This window comes from Erwinia sp. Leaf53 (assembly GCF_001422605.1).
Classification (GTDB): Bacteria; Pseudomonadota; Gammaproteobacteria; order Enterobacterales; family Enterobacteriaceae; genus Erwinia.
On sequence record NZ_LMLK01000021.1, the window covers coordinates 97675 to 123922 of the forward strand.

At 58.8% G+C, this 26248-nt stretch carries 26 protein-coding genes; 5 read left to right on the forward strand and 21 right to left on the reverse strand.

Going from position 1 to position 26248, the window contains the following annotated elements; all coding sequences use genetic code 11:
* Nucleotides 1–98 precede the first annotated feature (98 nt).
* From fabF to yceD, 8 genes are all read right to left on the reverse strand, one after another.
* Nucleotides 99–1340 carry a beta-ketoacyl-ACP synthase II gene (gene fabF, locus ASF13_RS12145; protein WP_056236589.1) on the reverse strand — a complete coding sequence of 414 codons (1242 nt, stop codon included), beginning with the start codon at nt 1338–1340 and terminating at the stop codon, nt 99–101.
* Nucleotides 1341–1428: 88 nt separating this feature from the next.
* A complete protein-coding gene (acpP, locus tag ASF13_RS12150; RefSeq protein WP_004157115.1) occupies nt 1429–1665 on the reverse strand; it encodes an acyl carrier protein in 237 nt (78 codons plus the stop codon).
* Nucleotides 1666–1819: 154 nt separating this feature from the next.
* Entirely contained in the window at nt 1820–2554 is a 735-nt protein-coding gene (fabG, locus tag ASF13_RS12155; protein ID WP_056236592.1) for a 3-oxoacyl-ACP reductase FabG, read from the reverse strand.
* 12 nt (nt 2555–2566) lie between these two features.
* Nucleotides 2567–3496 carry an ACP S-malonyltransferase gene (gene fabD, locus ASF13_RS12160; protein ID WP_056236594.1) on the reverse strand — a complete coding sequence of 310 codons (930 nt, stop codon included), beginning with the start codon at nt 3494–3496 and terminating at the stop codon, nt 2567–2569.
* A gap of 16 nt (nt 3497–3512) precedes the next feature.
* Complete coding sequence (locus ASF13_RS12165) at nt 3513–4466, reverse strand: beta-ketoacyl-ACP synthase III (protein WP_056236595.1); 954 nt, start codon at nt 4464–4466, stop codon at nt 3513–3515.
* A gap of 6 nt (nt 4467–4472) precedes the next feature.
* Nucleotides 4473–5507, reverse strand: coding sequence for a phosphate acyltransferase PlsX (gene plsX / locus ASF13_RS12170; protein ID WP_072166369.1), 1035 nt, complete (start codon nt 5505–5507; stop codon nt 4473–4475).
* A gap of 26 nt (nt 5508–5533) precedes the next feature.
* Complete coding sequence (rpmF, locus tag ASF13_RS23550; RefSeq protein WP_017348070.1) at nt 5534–5704, reverse strand: 50S ribosomal protein L32; 171 nt, start codon at nt 5702–5704, stop codon at nt 5534–5536.
* A 14-nt stretch (nt 5705–5718) separates the two neighbouring features.
* Nucleotides 5719–6240, reverse strand: a complete 522-nt coding sequence (yceD, locus tag ASF13_RS12175; RefSeq protein ID WP_056236599.1) for a 23S rRNA accumulation protein YceD — start codon at nt 6238–6240, stop codon at nt 5719–5721.
* 142 nt (nt 6241–6382) lie between these two features.
* On the opposite strand from yceD, the gene ASF13_RS12180 reads away from it, so the two are divergent.
* Nucleotides 6383–6964 carry a nucleoside triphosphate pyrophosphatase gene (locus tag ASF13_RS12180; RefSeq protein WP_056236601.1) on the forward strand — a complete coding sequence of 194 codons (582 nt, stop codon included), beginning with the start codon at nt 6383–6385 and terminating at the stop codon, nt 6962–6964.
* A gap of 57 nt (nt 6965–7021) precedes the next feature.
* Here ASF13_RS12180 and rluC read toward each other — a convergent pair whose 3' ends face one another.
* Nucleotides 7022–7981, reverse strand: coding sequence for a 23S rRNA pseudouridine(955/2504/2580) synthase RluC (gene rluC / locus ASF13_RS12185; RefSeq protein ID WP_056236603.1), 960 nt, complete (start codon nt 7979–7981; stop codon nt 7022–7024).
* Between the two features lie 547 nt (nt 7982–8528).
* Between rluC and rne the strand changes: the two genes are divergently transcribed.
* Nucleotides 8529–12491: a ribonuclease E gene (gene rne, locus ASF13_RS12190; protein WP_056236605.1), complete on the forward strand. Its 3963-nt coding sequence runs from the start codon at nt 8529–8531 to the stop codon at nt 12489–12491.
* Between the two features lie 348 nt (nt 12492–12839).
* Here rne and flgL read toward each other — a convergent pair whose 3' ends face one another.
* From flgL to flgB, 11 genes are all read right to left on the reverse strand, one after another.
* Nucleotides 12840–13805: a flagellar hook-associated protein FlgL gene (gene flgL, locus ASF13_RS12195; protein WP_056236607.1), complete on the reverse strand. Its 966-nt coding sequence runs from the start codon at nt 13803–13805 to the stop codon at nt 12840–12842.
* 21 nt (nt 13806–13826) lie between these two features.
* On the reverse strand, nt 13827–15479 hold the full coding sequence (gene flgK, locus ASF13_RS12200; protein ID WP_056236608.1) for a flagellar hook-associated protein FlgK: 1653 nt from the start codon (nt 15477–15479) through the stop codon (nt 13827–13829).
* A gap of 146 nt (nt 15480–15625) precedes the next feature.
* On the reverse strand, nt 15626–16555 hold the full coding sequence (gene flgJ / locus ASF13_RS12205) for a flagellar assembly peptidoglycan hydrolase FlgJ (protein ID WP_056236610.1): 930 nt from the start codon (nt 16553–16555) through the stop codon (nt 15626–15628).
* A complete protein-coding gene (locus ASF13_RS12210; protein WP_056236612.1) occupies nt 16555–17664 on the reverse strand; it encodes a flagellar basal body P-ring protein FlgI in 1110 nt (369 codons plus the stop codon). Before ASF13_RS12210 ends, flgJ begins: the two co-directional genes overlap by 1 nt.
* A 9-nt stretch (nt 17665–17673) precedes the next feature.
* Complete coding sequence (locus tag ASF13_RS12215) at nt 17674–18375, reverse strand: flagellar basal body L-ring protein FlgH (RefSeq protein WP_056236614.1); 702 nt, start codon at nt 18373–18375, stop codon at nt 17674–17676.
* Nucleotides 18376–18457: 82 nt separating this feature from the next.
* The gene (gene flgG, locus ASF13_RS12220) at nt 18458–19240 is read right to left on the reverse strand and encodes a flagellar basal-body rod protein FlgG (protein ID WP_056236616.1); all 783 of its coding nucleotides are present in this window, start codon (nt 19238–19240) and stop codon (nt 18458–18460) included.
* Between the two features lie 15 nt (nt 19241–19255).
* Nucleotides 19256–20011 (reverse strand): flagellar basal body rod protein FlgF, encoded by a 756-nt coding sequence (locus ASF13_RS12225; protein ID WP_056236618.1) that lies wholly within the window; start codon nt 20009–20011, stop codon nt 19256–19258.
* A gap of 21 nt (nt 20012–20032) precedes the next feature.
* On the reverse strand, nt 20033–21229 hold the full coding sequence (flgE, locus tag ASF13_RS12230; protein ID WP_056236620.1) for a flagellar hook protein FlgE: 1197 nt from the start codon (nt 21227–21229) through the stop codon (nt 20033–20035).
* 24 nt (nt 21230–21253) lie between these two features.
* Nucleotides 21254–21922 carry a flagellar hook assembly protein FlgD gene (flgD, locus tag ASF13_RS12235; RefSeq protein WP_056236622.1) on the reverse strand — a complete coding sequence of 223 codons (669 nt, stop codon included), beginning with the start codon at nt 21920–21922 and terminating at the stop codon, nt 21254–21256.
* 11 nt (nt 21923–21933) lie between these two features.
* Nucleotides 21934–22338, reverse strand: coding sequence for a flagellar basal body rod protein FlgC (flgC, locus tag ASF13_RS12240; protein ID WP_056236623.1), 405 nt, complete (start codon nt 22336–22338; stop codon nt 21934–21936).
* A gap of 3 nt (nt 22339–22341) precedes the next feature.
* Complete coding sequence (gene flgB, locus ASF13_RS12245) at nt 22342–22755, reverse strand: flagellar basal body rod protein FlgB (RefSeq protein WP_056236625.1); 414 nt, start codon at nt 22753–22755, stop codon at nt 22342–22344.
* Between the two features lie 153 nt (nt 22756–22908).
* Here flgB and flgA point away from each other — a divergent pair, with 153 nt between their 5' ends.
* The 3 genes from flgA to flgN all read left to right on the forward strand — a co-directional run bounded on the left by flgA (nt 22909) and on the right by flgN (nt 24461).
* Nucleotides 22909–23577 carry a flagellar basal body P-ring formation chaperone FlgA gene (gene flgA / locus ASF13_RS12250; protein WP_056236627.1) on the forward strand — a complete coding sequence of 223 codons (669 nt, stop codon included), beginning with the start codon at nt 22909–22911 and terminating at the stop codon, nt 23575–23577.
* Nucleotides 23578–23726: 149 nt separating this feature from the next.
* Nucleotides 23727–24026 carry a flagellar biosynthesis anti-sigma factor FlgM gene (gene flgM / locus ASF13_RS12255; protein ID WP_056236629.1) on the forward strand — a complete coding sequence of 100 codons (300 nt, stop codon included), beginning with the start codon at nt 23727–23729 and terminating at the stop codon, nt 24024–24026.
* Nucleotides 24027–24029: 3 nt separating this feature from the next.
* Complete coding sequence (flgN, locus tag ASF13_RS12260; RefSeq protein ID WP_056236632.1) at nt 24030–24461, forward strand: flagellar export chaperone FlgN; 432 nt, start codon at nt 24030–24032, stop codon at nt 24459–24461.
* Between the two features lie 126 nt (nt 24462–24587).
* On the opposite strand, the gene murJ is transcribed toward flgN, so the two are convergent.
* A complete protein-coding gene (murJ, locus tag ASF13_RS12265; protein WP_056236634.1) occupies nt 24588–26126 on the reverse strand; it encodes a murein biosynthesis integral membrane protein MurJ in 1539 nt (512 codons plus the stop codon).
* Nucleotides 26127–26248: the final 122 nt, after the last annotated feature.

Below are 26248 nucleotides of genomic sequence, written 5' to 3' on the forward strand. Positions count from 1 at the left end.
CAGAATCATCTGAAACTGCCTGAGGGGGCGGCCGGTGCGCCTGCGCTAAAAAAAAGGCCCGCTAGAAAGCGGGCCTCACTGTTGTTACTGCTTCAGCATCAAATCTTACGGAAAATCAGCGAGCCGTTAGTGCCGCCGAAACCAAAGGAGTTGCACAGGGCATATTCCATGTTTTCAACTTTACGCGCGGTGTGCGGCACAAAGTCGAGGTCACAGCCTTCGTCCGGATTGTCCAGATTGATGGTCGGCGGAACGATCTGGTCGCGCAGGGCCAGAATGGTAAAAATCGACTCTACCGCGCCCGCCGCCCCTAACAGGTGGCCGGTCATCGACTTGGTTGAGCTGACCAGCACCGTGCTGGCTGACTCACCAAACACCGACTTAACCGCCTGCGTTTCCGCTTTATCACCGGCCGGGGTTGAGGTACCGTGCGCGTTGATATAACCGATCTGTTCAGGTTTCAGCTGCGCATCTTTCAGCGCGTTGACCATCGCCAGTGCCGCACCGGCGCCATTTTCAGGCGGTGAGGTCATATGGTAGGCATCGCTGCTCATACCAAAGCCGACGATTTCGGCATAGATTTTCGCGCCGCGCTGTTTGGCGTGCTCGTACTCTTCCAGTACCAGCAGACCCGCTCCGTCACCCAGCACGAAGCCGTCACGATCTTTGTCCCACGGGCGGCTGGCCGCCTGCGGATTATCGTTATTGGTCGACAGTGCGCGCGCCGCGCCAAAGCCACCCACGCCAAGCGGCGTACTGGCTTTTTCCGCTCCGCCGGCCAGCATCACATCGGCATCGTTGTAGGCGATAATACGCGCAGCGTGGCCGATGTTATGCACGCCAGACGTACAGGCGGTAGCGATAGAAATACTGGGACCTTTCATGCCAAACATGATGGTCAGGTGTCCGGCAACCATATTAACGATGGTTGAGGGAACAAAGAACGGGCTGATTTTACGCGGGCCACCGTTAACCAGTGACGCGTGATTCTCTTCAATCAGACCCAGGCCGCCAATTCCGGAGCCAATAGCAGCACCCACACGTTCGGCGTTCTCGTCAGTAATGACCAGGCCGGAATCCTGCATGGCCTGAATGCCTGCAACGACGCCATATTGAATAAAGGCGTCCATCTTGCGCTGATCTTTACGCGAGATGAAATCGTCACAGTTAAAATCCTTTACCAGACCGGCAAAACGGGTTGCATAGGCACTGGTATCAAAATGGTCGATCGGGCTGATGCCACTCTGACCGGCAACAAGAGCATTCCAGGTGGACTCTACGGTATTGCCGACAGGAGACAACATGCCAAGACCGGTCACAACTACACGACGCTTAGACACGTTCGTCCTCCAGGGAGGGAAAAAAGGACAGGATGTGGGATGTTCAGATAAAACTCAGGCGGTCGAATGACCGCCTGGAGATGTTCACTTATGCCTGGTGACCATTGATGTAATCAATAGCAGCCTGAACAGTAGTGATTTTCTCAGCTTCTTCGTCCGGAATCTCGGTATCGAACTCTTCTTCCAGAGCCATTACCAGCTCAACGGTATCAAGAGAATCAGCGCCCAGATCTTCAACAAAAGAGGCAGTGTTCACAACTTCTTCCTGCTTAACGCCCAGCTGCTCGCCAATGATTTTCTTAACGCGTTCTTCGATAGTGCTCATACTATTAAATTTCCTATCAAAACTCGCTTTCGCGATGGTTTTCGTAGTGTATAAAATGTTGAAAAAGATGCAACTAAATCCCGGCTGTTCCAACCACGATTTTACGCTATTTTGCGGCCATTGCCGCAAATAACGCAAATGATTTTCGTGATTATTAAACCATGTACATTCCGCCATTGACGTGCAGCGTCTCACCTGTGATGTACGCCGCCTCGTCAGAGGCTAAAAATGCTACAGCATTGGCGATTTCCTGCGCATCGCCAAGGCGACCCGCAGGCACTTCCGCCAGAATGCCCGCACGCTGATCTTCGCTCAACGCACGCGTCATGTCGGTTTCAATGAAACCAGGTGCCACAACGTTAACGGTAATGCCACGTGACGCGATTTCACGCGCCAGTGACTTGCTAAAGCCAATCAAACCCGCTTTTGCTGCCGCGTAGTTTGCCTGGCCCGCATTACCCATTGTTCCAACGACGGAGCCAATGGTAATAATCCGGCCCGCGCGTTTCTTCATCATCGCACGCATTACCGCTTTTGACAGACGGAATACGGAAGTCAGATTGGTGTCCAGGATATCCTGCCACTCATCATCTTTCATGCGCATCAGAAGATTGTCACGCGTGATGCCTGCATTATTGACTAAAATATCCACTTCGCCAAATGTGCTGCGAATATTTTCTAAGACGCTGTCAATCGAAGCCGCGTCAGTGACGTTGAGCAACAGCCCTTTGCCGTTGTCACCCAGATACTCGCTGATGGCATCAGCGCCGCTCTGGCTGGTGGCGGTGCCGACAACTTTGGCACCTTTAGCGACCAGCGTTTCCGCGATAGCACGGCCAATGCCGCGACTTGCGCCGGTTACCAGCGCAATTTTACCTTCGAAATTCATGTTATTCCTCGTTTATTGCTCAAGCGCTGCAGACAGGCTGGCCGGATCGTTTACCGCCGCCGCCGTCAGTGTGTCAACAATACGTTTTGTCAGACCGGTCAACACCTTGCCCGGACCCGCTTCCAGCAGCGACGTCACGCCCTGCCGGGCCATAAATTCTACGCACTCCGTCCAGCGCACCGGGCTGTACAGCTGACGCACCAGCGCGCTGCGAATCGCCTCGCCAGAGGTTTCGCACTGTACGTCAACGTTGTTGACGACCGGGAACTGCGGCGCGTTAAAGGTCAGCTGCAGCAGCGCCTCCGCCAGTTTGTCGGCGGCGGGTTTCATCAGCGCACAGTGTGACGGCACGCTAACCGGCAGCGGCAGTGCACGTTTGGCGCCGGCAGCCTTACAGGCGGCACCGGCACGCTCAACGGCTTCTTTATTGCCGGCAATCACCACCTGACCCGGTGAGTTAAAGTTCACCGGTGACACCACCTGCCCCTGTGCAGACTCTTCGCAGGCTTTGACGATCGACGCGTTATCGAGGCCAATAATCGCCTGCATGGCACCCGTTCCTTCCGGAACGGCTTCCTGCATCAGTTTACCGCGCAGTTCTACCAGCTTAATCGCATCAGCAAACGCGATCACCCCGGCACAAACCAGCGCACTGTACTCACCCAGGCTGTGGCCTGCAAGCATTGACGGCGCTTTTCCGCCTTTTTCCTGCCAAACGCGGAAAATGGCAACAGATGCAGCCAGTAAAGCCGGCTGCGTTTGCCAGGTTTTGTTCAGTTCTTCAGCAGGACCCTGCTGCACCAGCTGCCACAGATCGTAGCCCAGCGCGTCAGAAGCTTCGGCGAAAGTCTGTTCCACCAGCGGATGTTCAGCGGCCAGTTCGGCCAGCATGCCGACCGACTGCGATCCCTGTCCCGGGAAGACCATTGCAAATTGCGTCATCATCATTTCCTGTTAATCAGAAGCGAACCAGCGCGGAACCCCAGGTGAACCCGCCACCAAAGGCTTCCAGCAGAATCAGCTGACCGCGCTGAATACGGCCATCGCGTACCGCTTCATCCAGCGCCGTTGGCACGGAAGCGGCAGAGGTATTGCCGTGGCGATCGAGGGTCACCACTACTTTATCCATGTCCATACCCAGCTTGCGGGCGGTGGCGCTGATAATGCGCAGGTTAGCCTGGTGCGGCACCAGCCAGTCGACGGCAGAACGGTCAAGGTTATTTGCCGTCAGCGTCTCATCGACGATGTGCGCCAGTTCGGTTACGGCAACCTTGAACACTTCATTACCGGCCATGGTGACATAGGATGGCGTATCCTGATGTTCACGATCCTGATTCGGCAGGGTCAGCAGCTGACCATAGCGGCCGTCAGCGTGCAGGTGCGTGGAGATAATGCCCTGCTCTTCGCTGGCACCCAGCACCACCGCACCCGCACCGTCGCCAAACAGAATGATCGTGCCGCGATCGTTCGGATCGAGCATGCGTGCCAGCACGTCGGCACCGATCACCAGCGCATTTTTCACCGCGCCGTTTTTAATGTACTGATCGGCCACGCTCAGCGCGTAGGTAAAGCCCGCGCAGGCCGCTGCCAGGTCAAAAGAGGCGGCATCATCAATTCCCAGCATCTGCTGGATCATGCAGGCTGAACTCGGAAACGCATGGCTGGATGAGGTGGTGGCCACCACGATCAGGCCAACGTCATTTTTATCCACACCGGCCATTTCCAGCGCGCGCTCGGCGGCGTGGAAGCCCATGGTGGCGACGGTTTCATCCGGGCCGGCAATACGACGCTCACGGATCCCGGTACGGGTGACAATCCACTCGTCCGTTGTTTCCACCATTTTTTCCAGATCGGCGTTAGTCCGCACCTGCTCGGGCAGATAGCTGCCCGTACCGATAATCTTCGTATACATGTACGCTCAGTCACTCTTAGGTAATACAGCCTGAAGGCGGGCGGCAATCCGCTCGGGAACTTGCCGCCGCACCGCCTGCACTGCCTGTTCTATCGCCACGGTAAACGCGCGTTGATTGGCAGCACCGTGACTCTTAATCACCGTGCCGCGTAATCCTAACAGACAGGCGCCATTGTACTGGTCGGGGTTGAGGTGGCCGAATTTCTTCGCCAGACGTTTCTGTAGCCAGCGTCCAATAATTCTCAACCACCACGCCTTTTTTTTACCTTCGCCCTGTGATTTCAACAGCGAAAGGAACATTCTTACCACGCCTTCCATTGTTTTCAACGTGACGTTGCCCACAAAGCCATCGCAGACCAGCACGTCGGTCTTTCCGGTAAGAAGATCGTTGCCTTCGAGGTATCCAATATAGTTAATCGTCGGCGACTGCCGCAGTATAGCCGCCGCGCCGCGAATCGAATCTAACCCTTTAGTCTCTTCCTGGCCAATATTGAGCAGGGCCACTCTGGGATTGGTGATTGACAGGACTTCTTCAGCCATCACCGCCCCCATAACGGCAAACTGCACCAGCATGGCACTGTCGGATTCCACGTTGGCCCCTAAATCGAGTACCACCGTGCGGCCCTGCTGCTGATGCGGCAACACCGTCATCAACGCCGGACGTTCAATGCCGTCTAACGGCCTGAGCAACAGTTTCGCCAGCCCCATCAGCGCGCCGGTGTTGCCGGCGCTAATGCAGGCCGCGGCGTGCCCCTCTTTTACCTGCTCCAGCGCGATGCGCATCGACGAACCGCGACTGGCGCGGATCGCCTGAGCCGGTCTGGCATCACTGGCAATAACCGACTCGGCAGCAATAATTTGCAGACGTGCCCGCAGGGCAGAATCAGTTTTTGCAAGGGATGACGAGATGACGTCGGGGTCGCCGACCAGAAGGAGGTGCAGATGCGGATTAGACGCCAGTGCCTGCATTGCCGCAGGCACTGTCACGCAGGGACCGAAATCCCCGCCCATGGCATCTATCGCCAGGGTCAATCGTGTCAAAGTAGTACCGCGTTAAATCCGCGGAATTACTTAGTGATGACCTTGCGACCGCGGTAGTAACCATCCGCAGTGATGTGGTGACGCAGATGAGTTTCGCCTGAAACTTTGTCTACGGAAAGAGTTGCAGTGGTCAGAGCATCGTGCGAACGACGCATGCCACGCTTGGAACGGGTTGGTTTATTCTGTTGTACGGCCATGGACCTTACTCCTATTACTTATGCTTTAAACTGGCTAATACGGCAAATGGATTCGGTTTTTCCGCCTCTGCAGGCAGTTGACCAAACACCATGTCCGCCTCGGACACTTCACAGTGTTCAGAATCATGCACCGGAACGACAGGCAGGGCGAGGATGATTTCATCTTCAACCATTGCCAGCAGATCGGTTTCGCCAAACTCGTTGACGTCGATCGGCTCGTACGCTTCCGGTAGAGCTTCTGCCTGCTCGTCGGTGACGACCGGGCTGAAACAGTACGATACGTGGACCTCGTGAGCAAACGTCTTGTTGCAGCGTTGGCAACACAGCGTAACGGAAACTTCAGCGGTACCTTCCAGTACTGCCAGACGCTGTGGGTCAATCGCGAACGACATCGCGCATACTACATCGCTGTCCACACTGACTACTGACTCGGCAATACGCTCAACCTGATCAGGGGTGTAAACACCCTGGTAGTCCAGGCGTTTTTGAGCAGTACGTACTAAGTCGAGAGACAGGGGTAATTTTACCTTTTGCATAGGGCGCGCATATTAACTTTGTAACGACATAGAGTCAAAGAAAAAGGCCGTAAAACGACATCTTTCACCCATGATTCGCATCCAGTGCGGCGCATAGTTTAAAATGCCTGCCACTGTTACGCTATAGATTCTGGAAAAAATTATGCGACAACTGGTGTTAGCGTCCACTTCACCCTATCGTCAGGCCCTGCTGGCAAAGCTTCAGCTGCCGTTTACCACCGCCGCCCCGTCAACTGACGAAACGCCTCATCCAGGTGAGTCTGCTGAGGATTTGGTGCTCCGGCTGGCGATCGCTAAAGCCCGTGCGCTGAAGGAAGCTTTCCCCGATAGCCTGATTGTGGGTTCAGACCAGGTTTGCGTGCTTAACGGCGCGATCTGCGGCAAGCCCCACACCGAGGAGAATGCCCGCGCACAACTGCGCGCCGCCAGCGGCAACAGCGTGGTGTTTTATACCGGACTGGCGCTGTTCGACAGCCGCGACGGCAGCGTGCAGAGCCGGGTTGAGCCATTCAGCGTCGATTTCCGCCCGCTGAGCGACGCGCAAATAGCCCGCTACGTTGCGCTGGAGCAGCCGCTCAACTGCGCGGGCAGCTTTAAGAGTGAAGGGTTGGGGATTACGCTGTTTGAGCGCTTATCCGGCCGCGATCCGAACACGCTGGTCGGCCTGCCGCTGATCGCACTGGCGGAGATGTTGCGTCAGGCCGGTGTCGACCCGCTGGCGTAACAGCACAGCGCTCTGAAAAGCGCTGGCTCGGCTATTACGGCTGGGCCAGCGTCTGCGTTACGCCTTGCTCTTATTGCGCAGCACGGCGAGGCAGCGTTTCAGCTCATCATCCAGCGGTGCTTCGACCCGCATCTCTTCGCCGCTGCCCGGATGCGTGAATTTCAGCGCTGCCGCGTGCAGGAACAGACGCTTGAGGCCGGTGCCGCCCAGTTGCTGATCGAAGCCGGCTTCACCGTAGCGATCGTCAAACGCGATCGGATGGCCGGCGTGCAGGGTGTGGACGCGGATCTGATGGGTGCGCCCGGTCACCGGGCTGGCCTTAACCAGCGTTGCCACGTCGTAGCGCTCTTCCACTTTAAACAGGGTTTCCGAGGGTTTCCCTTCGGCGCTGACCTTCACTATCCGCTCGCCGCTTTGCAGAATATTTTTCAACAGCGGCGCGCGCACCGATTTGACGTGCGACGGCCACTGTCCGCTGACCAGCGCCAGGTAGTCTTTCTGCATGCCCTTTTCCCGCAGCTGTTCGTGCAGCGAACGCAGTGCGGAACGTTTTTTCGCCACCAGCAGAATGCCGGAGGTATCACGATCCAGACGATGCACCAGTTCAAGGAAGCGCGCCTCCGGCCGCAGCGCCCGCAGGCCCTCAATCACGCCAAAGCTGAGCCCGCTGCCGCCATGTACCGCGGTGCCTGACGGCTTATTCAGCACCAGAATGTGGTCATCTTCATAGAGGATGGCTGCGGTCAGCGCCGCGACCTTGGCCAGCTTAGGCGAGACCGCCTCCTCTTCACGTTCTGCCACCCGAACCGGCGGAATGCGCACCTCGTCGCCGGCCTCCAGCTTATATTCCGGTTTAATGCGTTTTTTGTTCACCCGCACCTCGCCTTTGCGCAGGATGCGGTAAATCATGCTTTTCGGCACACCTTTTAACTGGGTGCGTAAAAAGTTATCGATGCGCTGCCCCGCTTCATCAGCGGAAATGGCAACATACTGTACGGCTGGAGTATTGGTTTTCATGGTTGGCGATTCTAAATAGCCAGCAGTGATAGCGCCACATCTTTTTCTGTGCTTAACTGGCAGTGACGGTCGCCGCAGGAAGTTGTGACCGGTTTTTAGACAATTTGCAGAAAAGCACTGCAATTCGCTCTAAAAGCTGAGAGAAACTTCTCATCGCGGAGAAAGTCACCTTGCGATCACAAGTGTAGCAATGGAATAATGATTCCGTTTTTTATGCGAAAGCTTGTGAACAAAATTTTGCCGGATAGTTCATATCACGCAGCAATGGCGTAAGACGTAGTGAACCATCAGGCATTTAGCGGGCTGCGGGTTGCAGCCTGGACACACAACGGGATTGGTTCACCTGGTATTCTACTGGCGGTTCCCCCCCTTGAATGCGCTGTTTTTCCATATGAAAAACAGGCAACCGAGATTTTGCGCCCCTTGAGCAGCCGACATCCGGGAGGTTGACGGCTTTGCGATAAGACACGGGGCCATCGGTTTATAGCGTCCAGCGTTACTTTGCCCGCAGCTTTGTCCCTAATGTAAGAATAATGAGTAAGTTACGATGAAAAGAATGTTGATAAACGCATCTCAGCAGGAAGAGTTGCGTGTTGCCCTGGTGGATGGACAACGTCTGTACGATCTGGATATCGAAAGCCCTGGACACGAACAGAAGAAAGCCAATATTTATAAAGGCAAGATCACCCGCATTGAACCCAGCCTTGAAGCCGCTTTTGTAGACTACGGCGCTGACCGGCACGGTTTCCTACCTCTGAAAGAAATTTCCCGCGAATACTTCCCTGCTAATTACTCCGCACACGGCCGCCCGAATATTAAGGATGTGCTGCGTGAAGGTCAGGAAGTGATCGTTCAGATTGATAAAGAAGAACGTGGCAACAAAGGCGCTGCGCTGACCACCTTTATCAGTCTCGCCGGCAGCTATCTGGTGCTGATGCCCAACAACCCGCGTGCTGGCGGTATCTCACGCCGTATCGAAGGTGACGACCGCACCGATCTGAAAGAAGCCCTGTCCGACCTGCAGCTGCCGGATGGCATGGGCCTGATCGTGCGCACCGCAGGCGTCGGTAAATCTGCCGAAGCGCTGCAGTGGGACTTAAGCTTCCGCCTGAAGCACTGGGATGCGATTAAGAAAGCCGCCGACAGCCGCCCTGCTCCTTTCCTGATCCATCAGGAGAGCAACGTGATTGTTCGCGCCTTCCGCGACTATCTGCGTCAGGACATCGGTGAGATCCTGATCGACAACCCGAAGGTACTGGAGCTGGCGCGTCAGCATATCGCTGCGCTGGGCCGCCCGGACTTCAGCAGCAAAATCAAGCTGTACACCGGTGAAATCCCGCTGTTCAGCCACTATCAGATCGAATCGCAGATCGAGTCGGCATTCCAGCGTGAAGTTCGCCTGCCATCCGGCGGTTCTATCGTGATCGACAGCACCGAAGCGCTGACCGCCATCGACATCAACTCCGCCCGCGCAACCCGCGGTGGCGATATCGAAGAGACGGCGTACAACACCAACCTGGAAGCCGCCGACGAGATCGCACGTCAGCTGCGTCTGCGTGACCTTGGTGGCCTGATCGTTATCGACTTTATCGATATGACCCCGGTGCGCCACCAGCGTGCGGTGGAAAACCGTCTGCGTGAGGCCGTCCGTCAGGACCGTGCCCGCATCCAGATCAGCCACATTTCCCGCTTTGGCCTGCTGGAGATGTCACGCCAGCGCCTCAGTCCGTCACTGGGTGAGTCCAGCCATCACGTCTGCCCACGCTGCAGCGGTACCGGCACCATTCGTGATAACGAGTCGCTGTCACTCTCTATTCTGCGTCTGATTGAAGAAGAAGCGCTGAAGGAGAACACCAAAGAAGTCCACGCGATTGTGCCGGTGCAGATTGCATCGTACCTGCTGAACGAAAAACGTGAAGCGGTCAGCGCAATTGAGAAACGCCAGGGCGGCGTGCGCGCGATCATCGTACCAAACGATCAGATGCAGACCCCGCACTTCTCCGTACTGCGCGTGCGCAACGGTGAAGAGACGCAGACGCTGAGCTATCATCTGCCAAAACTGCATGAAGCAGAAATGGCGCTGCCGTCTGAAGAAGAGCACGCCGAACGTAAACGCCCTGAGCAGCCTGCACTGGCCGCCTTCGTGATGCCGGATGCCCCACCGCTGCCACAGGAAGTACCGGCAGAAGAAGCGCTGAGCACTAAAGCAGAGGTTGCCGCTGCTGCAACGGCTCCGGCCGCTGCTGCGCAGCCTGGCCTGTTTAGCCGCTTCGTTAACGGCCTGAAAAAGCTGTTTGCCGCTGAGGAAAAACCGGCTGTCGTTGAAGAAGTTGCGGCTGAACAGAAACCTGCAGAGCCGCAGGCTCCACGTGGTGAACGTCGTAACAACAACCGTCGTCAGAACACCCGCCGCGACCGTAACGACCGCAACGGCGAGCGTAATGACCGCAACGGCGAGCGTAACGACCGCAACGGCGAGCGTAACGACCGCAACGGTGAACGTAACGACCGCAACGGTGAACGTAACGACCGCAACGGTGAACGTAACGACCGCAACGGCGAGCGTAACAACCGCAATAACGACCGTAACGACCGTAACAACGATCGGAACGAACGCAATAACGACCGTAACGACCGCAATAACGACCGGAACGAGCGCAACAACGACCGGAACGAACGCAGCAACGATCGTAACGAAGAGCGCAGCGAGCGTCCTGAACGCGCCCCACGCGAAGGCCGTGATGACCGCCGTAACCGCCGTAACGGCTCGGATTCGCGTAACGAACGCATGGTGCCCGACGCACGCAGCGAACGTATGGTGCCGGATGCGCGCACTGAAGATGATGTCGCGCAGGTCGAGGCGCCGCGTCGTGAACCGCGTGCCGAGCGTAAACCCCGTCGTCAGGATGAAACGCAGCAGCCGGTGCAGGAAGAAACCTTCGTTGCTCCGGTAGCGGTGGATGAGGCCGATCAGGAAGAGAACGTCCAGGTTCTGCCGCGCCGTAACCCGCGCCAGCTGAACCAGAAAGTGCGTATCGAAACCGCTGAGCAGACTGCGGCCCGCGCCTTCCAGCCGGAACCCGCTGACGAAACCCCGACAGCCCAGCCTGCCGACGTAACGCCGGTTGCTGAAACGGCAGAAAGCGACGATCGCGAAGGCAACACCATGCCACGCCGTTCACGTCGTTCACCACGCCACCTGCGCGTGAGCGGTCAGCGCCGTCGTCGCTATCGTGATGAGCATCACCCGACGCAGTCACCGATGCCGCTGGCTTCAGCTGGCGCTTCGCCGGAAATGGCCTCAGGTAAAGTGTGGGTTTCTTACCCGGTGGCTCAGGTAACCGATGGCGATCATCAGCATGAACAGTCCGTCGTACCAGCCTATGGCCACGCCGACGTGGAAGACGCGGCTGATGATGTTGCTGCCGTTGCCGTCGCTGAAACCGTTGCTACCGCGGCGATCCCTGCCGTTGAGCAGGCTGAAGCCGAAACAGCAGTAGTTGCACCAGAACAGGCTGAAGCCCCGGCACCGGTTGCGGCACCTGCCGAAGCAGAAGCTCAGGCACCGGTTGCGGCACCTGCCGAAGCAGAAGCTCAGGCACCGGTTGCGGCACCTGTTGAAGCCGAAGCTCAGGCACCGGTTGCGGCACCTGCCGAAGTTGAAGCTCAGGCACCGGTTGCGGCACCTGCCGAAGTTGAAGCTCAGGCACCGGTTGAAGCACCTGCCGAAGTTGAAGCTCAGGCACCGGTTGCGGCACCTGTTGAAGCTGAAACTCAGGCACCGGTTGCGGCACCTGCCGAAGTTGAAGCTCAGGCACTGGTTGCGGCACCTGTTGAAGCTGAAACTCAGGCACCGGTTGCGGCACCTGCCGAAGTTGAAGCTCAGGCACCGGTTGCGGCGGCTGCCGAACCACAGCCAGAAGCTGAGCCGGTGCACATCGCTGAACCGCAGGCAGAGGCCCCGGTGAGCGTGGTGAATACCGATGACACCGCGGCTATCGACGTTGCTGCCGACCAGGTACCTTCGGTGATCCCACCGGCGAAAGAGAGCGTGGCTGAAGAGGTGATTGCTCAGGCGGTTGCCGCTGATGATGCCCGGGTGACTGCAGCGGCTGAACAGGTTGCAGAGCCTGTGACAGCGGATGCGGCAGTCGCCAGCGAACTGGCGCAGCAGCAGGCCGCGGACGTCAGTGAAGAGACGGCACAGCAGGTTGCTGAGATCGTTGAAGCGCAGCAGGCTGCCGTGGCTGAACAGCCGGCAGTCAGCGAACCGCATGCTGCGGTCCCGGGGCGCGATCTGCCCGCCGCTGAGCTGAACGCTGCACCGGCGCAGGGCGTCTACAAGCACCACGCTACCGCACCGATGACCAAAGCACCTGCGCCGGACTTCCAGCCAGAACCGGCCCGCAACAGCGACTGGGTACGCCCGGACTTCAACTTTGAAGGTAAAGGCGCTGCGGGTGGCCACGCCGCTACTCATCAGGCGACCGCACCGGCAACGCGTCCTTAAGCGACGGGTTAGCTGATGCAAAAGCCCCGGCCAGCTGGCCGGGGCTTTTTTTTGCGCAAAATACCCCCCCTCACTGCCCTGCATAACATCAGGCTGCGGCCTGTACCGGCGGCCTTGTGTAACGCCCGCCTCAGGGTGCCACCTCCGGCGCAATAAGGGGTTAACCGCCTGCCGCAGAATTCTGCCTGAGTCTGCCACTCCCTTCCGGTTGCGCTCGGTGTCGTACCGGCTGGTGCGGTGCTGCAGGATAAACAGCAGGCATAAAAAAACCGCCGCCAGCAGGTCAGTGCGGGCAGCGGTTCAGATTATCCCCCCAGCATTCAGGGGCGTTCAGCCGTTAAAGTGGGATCACGCATTCATCGCAAACAGTGACATCTTCGACATCTGGCTGAAGACCGTATAAGAAGCCTGCAGCGCCGCCTGCTTCATGGTCCAGTTGGATGCAGCTTCGGTGATATCCGCATCCACCAGCCCGCTCATCTGGGTTTTCAGATTCAGCGCAGTATCCGCCGCACGGTCATCCAGGTCTTCCAGCTCCTTGAGCTGAATACCGTTCTCAGAGCGCACGCTCAGCACGTTATTCAGTGAGTTACTCAGGCCACGGTTGGTTTTAGCGATAGCGTCGCTGGCCGCGGTACGCGTGGCTGAATCAGCATCTTCCAACGGAACTTTCAGTGAGGCAATCGCGGTGTTCAGCGTGGTGAAGAGATTGCTTTCACCGGCAGAGCCGTCCGGCTCGGTTTTGGCGTTGCTGGTCAGCGACATAAAGACTTTATCGCCGGTGTGGCTGGTGGTCATTGTACGGCTGGCGTCCACTTTCTGCGTAATGGCAACATCGCCACCGTTATAGGTAATGTTACCACTGGCATCGCTGGTGAACGGCGGGGCATCCGTCTTATAGCCGCCAAAGATATAGCGTCCGTTACCGTCGGTGCTGTTGGCCAGGCTCAGCAGCTGATCGCGCAGTCCTTCCAGCTGGGTGGCGTAAGAGGCGCGGTCATCATCAGACAGCGTACCGGTTGCCGCCGCTACGATGGTGGTCTGCGCGCTTTGAATCACTGACGTCACCTGAGTCAGGGTGGTTTCTTCCGTCGACTGCGCCTGAGTGGCAAAGACGCGCGCGGTCTTAAACTGATCCTGCTGCGCCTGCGCCTGGGAGACCACTACCGCCTGCGAGGCAGCAACCGGGTCGTCGGACGGTTTTACAACGCGTAAGCCGGTAGAGAGCCGATCGCCTGCCGCCAGCCAGCTCTGCTGAGCCGTCGAGATGCCGCGCGTCTGCTGGTCATAAATCATTGTGGTACTGAGTCGCATGGTTAAATCCTTCTGGCGCTATCAGCGAACGGCGCTGAGTAGTGCATCGAAAATAGAGGAGGCCGTCTGCAGCACCTGCGCGTTAGCCATATAGTACTGCTGATAGCGAGTCAGATTACCGTACTCCTCGTCGAGGTTAACCCCGGAGACGGACTGCTGCTGGTTGCTCAGCTGCGTCACCACGTTGGTCTGGGTGGTGCTGGTGGTTTTCAGGGTGCTGGTTTTGTTACCCACATCCGCCACCATGCTGGCATAGGCCTGGGTCAGGGTGCTTTTACCATTGACCACGCCTTTGGTCTGCAGGTCAACCAGCGCCTGGGCGTTTTCGTTGTTGCTGACGCCGTTAGCGCTGCTGGCCGCGGCCAGTTTGGCTTCATCGGTAATGTTGACGCTCATATTGGTAATGACGTTGGCCAGCGGCTTCACGGTGAAGCTGTCTTTTACCGCAGGCGTACCGTCAACCGTCAGTTTTAAACCGTCAAAGCTCAGCGTCGCGTTGCCACTGGCGTCGGTGCCGCTGGCGGCGGTGATGCTGGCGTTATCACTGAGCCGCGTCACCTTCCAGCCGCTGTCGCCGTAGGTCACGGTGTAGTTGGACGCCTGCACTTTACTGCTGTCGGCAATGGCCGCCGTGACTTCGGTCGTGCTGGTGTTTTTGGTATTCGACAGCACGCTGGTGCCACCGAAGTTGAAGAAGTCTTCACCGGCGTCGCCGTTGCTGTCAACGCCCGCCTTGTGCTGGGTGTTGAAGCTGTCGCCCAGCGCCAGCGCCAGCTGGCTCACCTGGTTGCGGGTGCTGTCAAGATCGCTGCGGAACGCCAGCAGGCCGCCCAGCGAACCGGTGTTGAACTGGTTCTCAGGGATCTCGCTGGTGTTGCCGGTTTTGCTGTTAACCGTGGCCAGGGTGATGCGGCCCGGATCGCTGCTGGAAGGTACCGCAGCCAGCTGATAGTAGTTGCTGCCGTTCACCAGCGAGATGCCGTTACCGATAGAGACATTGTAGCTGGTGCCATCCTGCTGGCTGACGGTCACGCCCACCAGGTTGTTCAGTTCGTTGACCAGGCGGTCACGCTGGTCCAGCAGATCGTTGGGATCGCTGCCGGCGCTGGTGTTGGTCAGCTTAGCGATCTGCTGATTAATATTCGCGATCGACTTGGCGTAGGTGTTGACCTGATCCACCGTAGACGAGATCGAGGTATTCAGGCTGGTGTCCATATTGCTGAGATAGGTGTTGGTCACCTTAAACTGGTTAACCAGCCCTTCGGCCTTACCCAGCACCGCCTGGCGCGACGAGGGATCGCTGGCGTTACTGACCAGCGTCTGCACCGAGCTGAAAAAGCTCTGGATGCTGCTCGACAGCGTGTTACTGGTGCTGGAGAGCATATCGTCGATATTGGAAACCTGGCTGTACTGAGTAGTCAGCGCGCTGTTCTGCGCGCTGGCGGTACGCAGCTGGGTGGTAATAAACTGGTCATACTCACGAGAAATGGCCGACACCTTGACGCCGTTGCCGTAATACTGGCCGCCGAGCAGCGTACTGTTGCCCTGCGCCAGCACGGTGGTCTGACGGGAGTATCCGGACACGCTGTAGTTACTGATGTTGTTACTGGTGGTGCTTAACGCGGCCTGAGCGGCGCTTAAGCCGGTCATCGCGGTATTGATAAGGTTAGACATGTCGGTTCCTTGGTTACCGGCAGCGGCAATGCCAGCCATGACGAAAAAGATGCCGGGAGAACGCTAATCCGGCCTGCAGAAGTTATCGGTAAAAATCAGGCAAACTTGAGCGGTTTCTTCAGACTGACACCGCTGAGGTTGCGGATTCAGAACAGCTTGCTCAGGTCCTGGCCGTAGGCTTTTACCACCTTCTCACCGGCTTGTTTAAACTGTTGAATCATGCCCATCAGCTTCTGGGCATATTTCGGATCGGTAGCGTAGCCGGCGGCCTGCAGCGCCCGTGCGCCCTGCTCCGGTGAAGAGGCGCTGGTCACCGCCGCGTAGCGTGGGTTGTTACTCAGCAGATTGACGTAGTCCTGCAGCGCCTCGGAATAGGAGTCATAGACGCGGAACTTCGCGTTAACCTTCTTCGCCTCACCGTTCTCATACTCGGTGGTCATAATATCGGTGGTCTTACCCTGCCAGCTGCCGCCGGCCTTGATACCGAAGACGTTAAAACTCGGCTTGCCGTCGCGGGTGAGGATCTGCCGCTGCCCCCAGCCTGACTCCAGCGCGGCCTGCGCAAGGATCAGGTGATGTGGGATCCCGCTCTGTGCGCTGGCCTCGCGCGCCGGCTGCGCCAGCTGGGCGATAAAGGCCTGGCCGTCGGGCGTGCCTGGCGTCGGCAGGCGCGGCACCGCACGGCGCACGGTTTGTTCCATCTCCAGCGGCGGCAGCGTGTTGATAAAGCTTTTATCCAGCGGCATCGGCACCGTGCCGGCCTTCTCGTCCGGCGGAGCCTGGGTTGCCATCTGCTTAACGATCACGTCCGCCAGCCCCAGCCCTCTCGCCGCAATCTGCTGGCTGATCTGCTGATCGTAGACCGAGGTGTAGAGTCTGGTCTGGTCGCTGCTCATCAGGCCATCCTGCGGCAGCGCGTCGCGCATGCTTTTCATCATCATCTGCACGAACATCCCTTCCACCTGCTTCGCGACCGCTTTGGCATGGGTTTTCGGGTCGCTGGCGGCCAGCCGCTTCAGGTTGTTTAAGGAGCGGCTGTCCCAGGCCGCATCCGTCATCGACTGCGCGTCACCCATCAGATAATTTCCAGTTTGGCGTGCAGGCAGCCCGCCGACTGCATCGATTGCAGAATCGACATCAGGTCGATCGGCGTGGCGCCCAGCGCGTTCAGCGCGCGTACCACGCTGTTCAGGTTGGCGCTGGCGCTGACGCTCTGCAGCGCGCCGCCGGACTGGCGCATGTCGATCTGCGTCTGCGGCGTCACCACCGTCTGGCCGCCGCCAAACGGCGTATCCGGCTGGCTGACGTTCTGCGTCTGGTTAACGGTGACCGACAGGTTACCCTGCGCAATCGCGCACTGGCTGAGCATCACTTCGCGGTTCATCACCACCGATCCGGTACGCGAGTTGATGATCACCTTCGCGTCCTGAATCGGCACCGAGACGTCAATGTTCTGAATGTCGGCCAGCAGGCGCACCTGAGAGGTATTGTTGGCCGTGGTGCGGATCTGCACGGTGCGCCCGTCCACCGCCTGAGCCATACCGTAACCGCCGCGGCTGTTAATGGCATCGCTGATGCGCTGCGCCATGCTGAAATCTTCCGCATTCAGGAACAGATTAATGACGTTACTGGTGCCGAAGTTGTTCGGCAACTCACGCTCAATGGTGGCACCGCCGGTGATGCGGCCGCCGTTAACCTGGTTGACCTGCACGCTGCTGCCGCCCGCCGAAGCCGCCGCGCCGCCCACGAGGATATTCCCCTGCGCCAGCGCATAGACCTGGTTATCGACCCCTTTCAGCGGGGTCATCAGCAGCGTACCGCCGCGCAGGCTTTTGGCGTTACCCATTGAAGAGACCACCACGTCCATCACCTGCCCCTGACGGCCAAAGGCCGGCAGTTTGCCGGTGACCATCACCGCCGCCACGTTTTTCAGCTGCATATTGGTGCCGGCCGGCACGGTGATGCCCAGCTGCGACAGCATGTTGTTCATACTCTGGGTGGTGAACGGCGTCTGGGTGGTCTGGTCACCGGTGCCGTCCAGCCCCACCACCAGGCCATAGCCAATCAGCGAGTTATCACGCACGCCGCCGACGGTGGTCAGATCGCGTATACGGTCCGCCCGGGTCGGTAAACTGAGCGCGGTCAGTACCAGCAGCAGGGCAAATCGACTCAATACATAACGCATGGCAACCTCTTACATCGGTGAAATATTCAGGAAGAACCGCTGCAGCCAGCCCATAGTCTGCGCTTCATTGATGTAGCCGTTACCGACGTACTCAATGCGCGCGTCGGCCACCTGAGTGGAGACCACGCTGTTGCTGCCGCTGATGGTGCGCGGATTGACCACGCCGGAGAAGCGAATAAATTCGGTTCCCTGATTAATCTCAATCTGTTTCTCACCGATCACGTTCAGGTTGCCGTTCGGCAGCACCTGGTTAACGGTAACGGTAATGGTACCGGTAAAGGTGTTATTGGCCGTTGCGCCGCCCTTACCTTCGAAATCATTTTTACCGGCGCCGGCGAAGGTGGTCTTATCTCCACCCAGCAGGCCGCTGAGCGAACTTGGCGTAGCGGTCAGGCCAAAGCTGCTGCTGCCGTTACGACCGGCATTGGCGGTAGAACTCTTACTCGCGCTGACGTTTTCCTGCAGCGTGATGGTTAACGTGTCGCCGATATTACGCGGGCGGCGATCCTCGAACAGCGGCTGGTAGCCGTAGTTCATCGGCATCACGCCCTGAAAAATTGAGCCGTTGACCACCGGGGGAGAAGCCGGCAGCGGCTGCGCCGTGGTTGATCCTTCGACCAGCGGCTTACGTGGCACTAAGGCACACCCGCTCAGCGTCAGCAGCAGCGCGGCGACCATCAGACGTCCAGGCAGTGAAATCGGCATCGCCATGGAAATAAACCTTTTGTTACGGATGATAGAATTACGGGCCGGGCGAACCCGGCACCTGGGACGTGTTAAGTAACCCGTCCGGTTAGACCTGGTTCAGCTTCTGCAACATCTGATCGGAGGTGCTGATCGCCTTACTGTTAATTTCGTAGGCGCGCTGGGTCTGGATCATGCTGACCAGCTCTTCCGCCACGTTAACGTTGGAGGTCTCAACGTAGCCCTGATAGAGCAGCCCGGCACCGTTGTTGCCCGGGTTACTTTCCGTTGGCGCACCGGAGGCCTGGGTTTCCTGATACAGGTTCTCACCCATGCTTTCCAGGCCGGCATTGTTAATGAAGGTGCTCAGCGTCAGCTGACCGACCTGCACCGGGTTGGTTTGCCCCTGCTGGGTCACGCTGACCACGCCGTCGCGGGAGACGGTCATGCTCAGGGCGTTGGCCGGGATGGTGATCGCCGGCTGCACCGGGAAACCACCGTTGGTCACCAGCTGGCCGTTCTGATCGGTCTGGAACGAGCCGTCGCGGGTGTAAGCGATGGTGCCGTCCGGCATCTGCACCGAGAAGAAGCCCTGGCCGTTGATCGCCACGTCTTTCGACGATTCGGTCTGCGACAGGTTGCCCTGATTGTGCAGGCGCTCGGTCGCGACCGGACGCACGCCGGTACCGATCTGCAGGCCTGAAGGCAGCGTGGTCTGCTCAGAAGACTGCGCGCCTGGCTGACGCATGGTCTGATACATCAGATCTTCAAATACCGCACGCTGGCGTTTAAAGCCGTTGGTGCTGACGTTCGCCAGGTTGTTGGCGATGACGTCCATATTAGTCTGCTGGGCGTCCAGACCGGTTTTAGCAATCCACAAAGAACGGATCATCTGTTATTCCTCTGCTCAGCTCATTGACAGCAGCTGGTTAGCGCGTTGTTCGTTTTCATCGACGCTGGAGATGACTTTCATCTGCATCTCAAAGCGGCGGGCGTTGGCAATCAGGTCCACCATGGTTTCGGTCGGCTTAACGTTGCTGCCTTCCAGCACGCCCGGCATCACTTTGACCGCCGGATCGGCCTGCAGCACCGCGCCGCGCTGTGCCTGAGCGGTCGCGTTAAGGCGGAACAGGCCATCATCACCGCGCACCACTTCACTGCCGGTGGCCTGTACCAGCTTCAGACGTCCCAGCTGGACCGTGGCGTTAGGCGCATCGCCCGGGTTCAGCGCGGTAATCGAACCGTCGGCGGCGATAGTGATTTCCGCCCCGTCCGGAACCGCGATTGGACCACCGTCACCCATCACCAGATTGCCCTGCACCGCCAGCTGGCCGGTCGGGGTAATCTGCATGCCGCCGTTGCGGGTATAGGCTTCGCTGCCGTCGGCGGTCTGCACCGCCAGCCAGCCGTCCTGCTGCACCGCCACGTCCAGCGCGCGCTCGGTATAGTCGAGCGGGCCCTGCGACATATCGGCACCGGGCGTTGACGCCGTCACCAGCGTTCGCGTCGGTAGCGACAGGCCTTCGACCGGTACCGCGCGCGCGGCGTTAAGCTGGGCGCGGAACCCCGGCGTTGAGGCGTTTGCCAGGTTACTGGCGGTAACCGCCTGCTGATTGAGAGTCTGGCTGGCAGCCCCCATCGCGGTATAGATAGCGTGATCCATAGGACAATCCTGTTAAGCGAATTAACGCAGGTTAACCATGGTGTTAAGCAGCTGATCCTGAGTTTTGATGGTCTGCGCGTTCGACTGATAGTTACGCTGCGCGACGATCATATTGGTCAGCTCTTTCGCCAGATCGACGTTAGAGGCTTCCAGTGCGCCAGCGGTCAGCGTACCGAGGTTACCGGTACCGGCCAGACCCACCAGCGCCTGCCCGGAGGAGGCGGTTTCGGACCACAGGTTATCGCCGACTGCCTTCAGGCCTTCAACGTTGGCAAAGTTCGCCAGCAGCACCTGGCCCAGCACCTGGGTTTTTTCGTTGGCGTAGGTACCGACGATGGTACCGTCATCGTTAATGGTATAGCTGGTCAGCGCGCCCGGCTTGTAGCCATCCTGAGTCGGGCTACCGAAGTTGCTGGCGACGTTTTGCTGCTGGCTGCCGGTCAGGTTGAAGGTGAAGGTCTGCGGAGCAGAGCCGTTCAGGCTGCCCAGCGACAGGGTCTGCGTGGCCTGGGAAGTCAGCTGACCGTTACTGTTGAAGGTCATAGTAAAGGTGCCCGCCGCCTGACCGGTGGTGGTGTCTACCGCGTTAGCGGTCCAGTTGTTGTCGCTGTTCTTGCCAAAATAGAGGTCAACGGCGTGCTCGTTACCCAGTGAGTCATACACGGTCATCTGGGTGTGGGCGGTAAAGCTGGTCGAATCGTCCGGATCGAACGTGGCGTTGGCCGGGCTCTTATCGGTGGAGTTCAGGTTAGCCACCAGAGCGGCTCGGGTGGTGGCACTGGCGGGCATCGCGGTGGTCGGCACGCTCAGCGCTACCGGATTTGCACCGGTCTGCACGGTCAGCGGGTTGCCGGCCGACGGGTAGCCGGTCAGGAACTGCCCCTGCATGTTAACGATATTGCGGTTCTCATCCAGCGTGAACTGGCCGTTGCGGCTGTAGTAAACGCCACCGGCGCTGTCGGCCATGCGGAAGAAACCGCCGTTGCTGATCGCCACGTCCAGACCACGGTTGGTGGTGTTGGTCGAGCCATCACCGAAGTCCTGCACCACGGCAGCAACGCGGGTACCGAGGCCGATTTTTGAGCCGGCAAACATATCGGCAAAAGCCACGCTGCTGGCCTTAAAGCCGGAGGTGGCGGAGTTGGAAATGTTGTTACCGATCACGTCAAGGTTGCTGGATGCCGCGTTTAAGCCGCTGACTGCCTGGGAAAAAGCCATGATGTCGCTCCGAAAATAGGGTTGTTAAATAATCTGACGCACGTTTTCCAGGGTAGTGGTACCCAGGGTGCCGAGATCCAGAACCGCGCCGGTCGACGTCTTGGTCACGCCGCTGACGTAGGCATAGTTAAGCGGCTGCGTAACCAGCTGGCCGTTGCCGTTGCTGGCGGCGATGGTAACGGTATATTTGCCGTCGGCGGCGACGGTGCCCGCGGTGGTTTTACCGTCCCACTGGAAGGTATGCACGCCGGCGCTCATCGCCCCTAAGTCGATGGTCTGCACCACTTCACCGCTGGCGTTGGTGATGGTGGCTTTCGCCGCGGTCGCTGCTTCGCTCAGCTCCACGCCAAACGGCGAGGTGGTGCTGTTGCCGACCAGCACCTGCGAGCCGGCCACCATCACGCCGTGGCCAATCAGGGTGGAAGCCTGCAGCGTCTGGCCGCTGGTAATCTGCCCGGAGATAGAGCCCAGCGTGGTGTTCAGCTTCTCGATCCCGCTCAGGGTGTTGATCTGCGCCAGCTGACTGGTCAGCTGGGCGTTATCCATCGGATTGGTCGGATCCTGGTTTTTCAACTGGGTGACCAGCAGGGTCAGAAAGTTACTCTGAAGATCCGCTGCACTGGTGTCGCTGGAAGAGGACGAACCGATCGTCGTGGTACTCAGCGACTCATTAACGCCTACTGCAATGCCCATCGGTTAACTCCTTATTGGCCCATCGTTAAGGTTTTCAACATCATCTGCTTCACGGTGTTTAACACCTCAACGTTGGCCTGATAGCTGCGCGAGGCCGACATGGTATTTACCGTTTCACCCACCACGTCCACATTAGGCATCTTCACGTAGCCTTTTTCATCGGCCATCGGATTACCCGGCTCGTAAACCAGTTTGGCCGGTGACGGATCGTCAATCACGCTGGCCACGCGTACGCCGCCGGTCGGTGAACCCGGTGCCGCGTTAACCTGAAAGACCACCTGTTTCGCCACGTACGGCTGCCCGTCCGGGCCGGTGACGCTGTCGGCGTTGGCCAGGTTACTGGCGCTGACGTTAAGACGCTGTGACTGCGCCGCCATCGCCGAACCGGCGATATCAAAAATGTTTAACAGTGCCATGCGTTATTGCCCCTGTAGTACCGACATCATGCCTTTGATCTGGCTGCTGATCAGCGTCAGATCCGTCTGGTACTTCAGGCTGTTATCGGCGAATTGTGTACGTTCACGATCCATATCCACCGTGTTGCCATCCAGCGAAGGCTGGTCCGGTACGCGGTACATCAGATCGAGTGAAGGGGGATTGCTGGTTTCCGCAGGAATATGGCGTGCCGACGTCACCGCCAGCGCCAGGCCGGATCCCGGCGCGCGCCCGTTCGCCATCACCTGTTTCAACTGGCTGGCGAAATCAATATCGCGCGCCTGATAGCCAGGGGTGTCTGCGTTGGCGATATTGGATGCCAGGATCTCCTGCCGCTGTGCACGCAGGTTTAACGCTTCGGTATTAAACCGAAGGGCTGCGTCCAGTTTGTCGAGCATGCGTCCTCCGCTTACTGAGTATTCAGAGTTGACAGCATAATCGCCCGCCGGAAAGCCTATCGTTTGAATAGCGCTAAAAATGGTCGCTAATTTGCGCCTTGACAGGAATGGGTCACGGGTAGAATCAGGTCATTCTTAAAAAGGGGGCTGCCTGTGCAAAAAGTGATACGCATCGTAACCGTTCTGCTGACGCTGCTGGCGGCGACGGCCAGCGCCGGCGACCTCAGCAGCCAGCTGAATCAGTTTTTTAAGGCCCGCTATGGGCAAAGCGGCAGCCCTGCCGATACCCTTAACGTGGCGATCAAAACGCCTGAGAAGCTGTGGCCTTCCTGCGAAAAGCCACAGTTTTCGCTGCCCGGCAACGGCCGGATGTGGGGAAATATGAGCGTGGCGGCCAACTGTGACCGTGACCGGCGCTACATTCAGGTGCAGGTGCAGGTCACCGGAAGCTATGTGGTCGCCGCCCGCGCGGTCCAGCGTGGCACCCCGCTGACCGCCGGCGACCTGCGGCTGATGCGCGGCCGGCTGGACACCCTGCCCGCCCGAACGTTGCTGGATCTGCAGCAGGGCGTTGAGGCGATTGCCCTGCGCGACCTGGTCCCCGGCCAGCCGGTAACGCAGATGATGATGCGTCAGCCGTGGCGGGTCAAAGCCGGGCAGACGGTCAGGGTGGTGGCCAGCGGCGACGGGTTTAACATCACCAACGAGGGCAAGGCGATGAATAACGCCACCGTGGCGCAGAACGTGCGGGTGCGCCTGAGCTCAGGACAGATCGTCAGCGGTCCGGTGGGTTCCGATGGGAATGTTCTGATCTCGTTATAAACCATTAAAGAAATCTTCCGCTCTGCCGATAGTCTGGATAGCAGACGTAGTACTATAGCCAAAATAAATTCAGTCTCTTCGGCCCGGTAGCCCGGCACGCTTTTTCAGCGTACCCCGCCACCCTGGCTGATGTTTCCAGGAGCCAGACTATGAGCATCGACAGAACCCAGGCACTGAACGCGGCCAGCACGGTACAGACGCGCGATACCAATGATGTCGTGCCGCCAAAAGCCCGCCAGACGGCCGGGAAAAGTACCGACACCGCAGCCTCTCAGGTGATGCTGAGCGGCGCACAGTCACAGCTGACTAAAGCCAGCGCGCAGGATATCAACACCGCGCGCGTGGAGCAGTTAAAAACAGCAATCCGTAACGGCGAACTGAAAATGGACACCGGCAAAATTGCCGATGCGCTGATTCAGGAAGCTAAAGACGCTCTTCAGGGTAATTAATGAATGGATAAGCTACTGAACACACTGGATAAAATGCTGGAAGTGTTGGCATCACTGGCTGAAGTGATGGAAGCAGAACAGCAACAGCTTTCGGCAGGTCAGGTTGACAGTAGTTTATTACAGCGCATCACCGAAGATAAAAACTCGCTGCTCGGCACGCTGAATTTTATTGAAGAGATGCGCCGCGAGGCGGAAAAAACCAGCGCGCTGCATGTGCCCTACAGCCGCTACCCTGAGCTGGCCCGCCGCTGGGCGGCGATTCAGGATCAGACCGTGAAACTGCGCGACGTCAACCTGCATAACGGCATGCTGCTGAATCATCAGATGACGCACACCGAGCAGGCGCTGGAGATGCTGAAGCCGCATCAGTCGCAGAAGTTCTACGGCCCGGATGGCCAGGCGCGTCAGGGCGGGTTCCTCAGCCGCAAAGCCTGATGCCCTCCGCACCGCCCCCACCCTGCCACACACTGCGTCGCGGGGTTTTCGCTTTTCCGTCACGCATGTAACCGGGAGTGCGTCAGCGCCGGTTTATCGTGCGGGCGGCGGGCGCCCGCACAATCCTTACGCTACGGTGCGCCGGGCAAAGTCACGTACGCGGAAGCCGAGTAAAGCCAGCGCGGCAAAATAGACCCCGCCGCCCACCGCGCAAACCGCCGCCAGCCGCAGCAGCCGTTCAGCCATATTCCCCGTCGCCCATTCCGGCATCAGCGCCAGCACGCCAAACAGCGCCGCCGCCATCAGGATCACCGCCACCAGCAGGCGCAGCAGGAAACCGGCCCAGCCCGGCTGCGGCTGGAAAATATCCTGTTTGCGCAGCTGCCAGTAGAGCAGCGCCGCGTTCAGGCAGGCACCCAGGCCAATCGACAGCGACAGCCCGGCATGCTTCAGCGGGCCGATAAACGCCAGGTTCATCAGCTGGGTCATCAGCAGCGTAAACATGGCGATGCGCACCGGCGTTTTAATGTTCTGGCGGGAGTAGAAACCGGGAGCCAGCACTTTCACCACGATCAACCCCATCAGTCCCACCGAGTAGGCCACCAGCGCACGCTGGGTCATTGAGGCGTCAAAGGCGGTAAACTTGCCGTACTGGAACAGCGCCACGGTCAGCGGTTCGGCCAGGATCCCCAGCGCCACCGCGCAGGGCAGCGCCAGCAGGAAACAGAGCCGCAGCCCCCAGTCCATCAGCCGTGAGTACTCAACCTGATTGCCGCTGGCAAAGCTTTTCGCCAGCGACGGCAGCAGAATGGTGCCCAGCGCCACGCCCAGCACCCCGGACGGAAACTCCATCAGCCGATCGGCGTAATACATCCACGACACCGAGCCGGAGACGAGGAACGAGGCAAAGATGGTGTTGATGATCAGCGAGATCTGGCTGACCGACACGCCGAGAATTGCCGGGCCCATCTGACGCATAACTCGCCAGACCCCGGCGTCCTTCATGTTCAGCCGCGGCAGCACCAGCATGCCAATCTTGCGCAGGTGCGGCAGCTGATAGCCCAGCTGCAGTACACCGCCCGCTACCACCGCCCAGGCCAGCGCCAGCACCGGCGGGTTAAAGTGCGGCGCGGCAAACAGCGCGAAGCCGATCATGCTGACGTTCAGCAGCGTCGGCGCAAACGCCGGCACCGAGAAGCGGTTCCAGGTGTTAAGGATTGCCCCGGCCAGCGAAGCCAGCGAAATCAGCATGATATAGGGGAAGGTGATGCGCAGCAGCGAGGAGGTTAGCGCAAACTTGTCGGCGGTATCGGTAAAGCCGGGCGCGGTGACCATGATCACCCACGGGGCGGCCAGCATGCCAAGCACGGTGACGATCGCCAGCGCCAGGGTCAGCAGGCCGGAGACGTAGGCGACGAACACCCGGGTGGCGTCATCGCCCTGCTTACTTTTATATTCGGCAAGGATCGGGACAAAGGCCTGCGAAAAAGCCCCTTCGGCAAAAATACGCCGCAGCAGGTTCGGCAGCTTAAAGGCGACAAAAAAGGCGTCGGTTGCCATGCCGGCACCAAACACGCGGGCGACAATCGCGTCACGGGCAAAGCCGAGCACGCGCGAGAACAGGGTCATTGAGCTGACCGCTGCCAGAGATTTCAACAGGTTCATGGGTTTCCTGACTGACGTGCCGGAGAGGGAATCATCCCTCTCCGGCCGATCGACCGGTTCAGCACGGGCGGCGAGTGACGCGGCGGCCCCGGCACAAACCGGCCTGCATTAAGGTGAGCATA

Coding starts and splice junctions, on each gene's coding strand:
- acpP (WP_004157115.1), bottom strand. CDS start 1,665: ATGAGCACTATCGAAGAACGCGTTAAGAAAATCATTGGCGAGCAGCTG.
- fabG (WP_056236592.1), bottom strand. CDS start 2,554: ATGAATTTCGAAGGTAAAATTGCGCTGGTAACCGGCGCAAGTCGCGGC.
- fabD (WP_056236594.1), bottom strand. CDS start 3,496: ATGACGCAATTTGCAATGGTCTTCCCGGGACAGGGATCGCAGTCGGTC.
- ASF13_RS12165 (WP_056236595.1), bottom strand. CDS start 4,466: ATGTATACGAAGATTATCGGTACGGGCAGCTATCTGCCCGAGCAGGTG.
- rpmF (WP_017348070.1), bottom strand. CDS start 5,704: ATGGCCGTACAACAGAATAAACCAACCCGTTCCAAGCGTGGCATGCGT.
- yceD (WP_056236599.1), bottom strand. CDS start 6,240: ATGCAAAAGGTAAAATTACCCCTGTCTCTCGACTTAGTACGTACTGCT.
- ASF13_RS12180 (WP_056236601.1), top strand. CDS start 6,383: ATGCGACAACTGGTGTTAGCGTCCACTTCACCCTATCGTCAGGCCCTG.
- rluC (WP_056236603.1), bottom strand. CDS start 7,981: ATGAAAACCAATACTCCAGCCGTACAGTATGTTGCCATTTCCGCTGAT.
- rne (WP_056236605.1), top strand. CDS start 8,529: ATGAAAAGAATGTTGATAAACGCATCTCAGCAGGAAGAGTTGCGTGTT.
- flgL (WP_056236607.1), bottom strand. CDS start 13,805: ATGCGACTCAGTACCACAATGATTTATGACCAGCAGACGCGCGGCATC.
- flgK (WP_056236608.1), bottom strand. CDS start 15,479: ATGTCTAACCTTATCAATACCGCGATGACCGGCTTAAGCGCCGCTCAG.
- flgJ (WP_056236610.1), bottom strand. CDS start 16,555: ATGGGTGACGCGCAGTCGATGACGGATGCGGCCTGGGACAGCCGCTCC.
- ASF13_RS12210 (WP_056236612.1), bottom strand. CDS start 17,664: ATGCGTTATGTATTGAGTCGATTTGCCCTGCTGCTGGTACTGACCGCG.
- ASF13_RS12215 (WP_056236614.1), bottom strand. CDS start 18,375: ATGGCGATGCCGATTTCACTGCCTGGACGTCTGATGGTCGCCGCGCTG.
- flgG (WP_056236616.1), bottom strand. CDS start 19,240: ATGATCCGTTCTTTGTGGATTGCTAAAACCGGTCTGGACGCCCAGCAG.
- ASF13_RS12225 (WP_056236618.1), bottom strand. CDS start 20,011: ATGGATCACGCTATCTATACCGCGATGGGGGCTGCCAGCCAGACTCTC.
- flgE (WP_056236620.1), bottom strand. CDS start 21,229: ATGGCTTTTTCCCAGGCAGTCAGCGGCTTAAACGCGGCATCCAGCAAC.
- flgD (WP_056236622.1), bottom strand. CDS start 21,922: ATGGGCATTGCAGTAGGCGTTAATGAGTCGCTGAGTACCACGACGATC.
- flgC (WP_056236623.1), bottom strand. CDS start 22,338: ATGGCACTGTTAAACATTTTTGATATCGCCGGTTCGGCGATGGCGGCG.
- flgB (WP_056236625.1), bottom strand. CDS start 22,755: ATGCTCGACAAACTGGACGCAGCCCTTCGGTTTAATACCGAAGCGTTA.
- flgM (WP_056236629.1), top strand. CDS start 23,727: ATGAGCATCGACAGAACCCAGGCACTGAACGCGGCCAGCACGGTACAG.
- flgN (WP_056236632.1), top strand. CDS start 24,030: ATGGATAAGCTACTGAACACACTGGATAAAATGCTGGAAGTGTTGGCA.
- murJ (WP_056236634.1), bottom strand. CDS start 26,126: ATGAACCTGTTGAAATCTCTGGCAGCGGTCAGCTCAATGACCCTGTTC.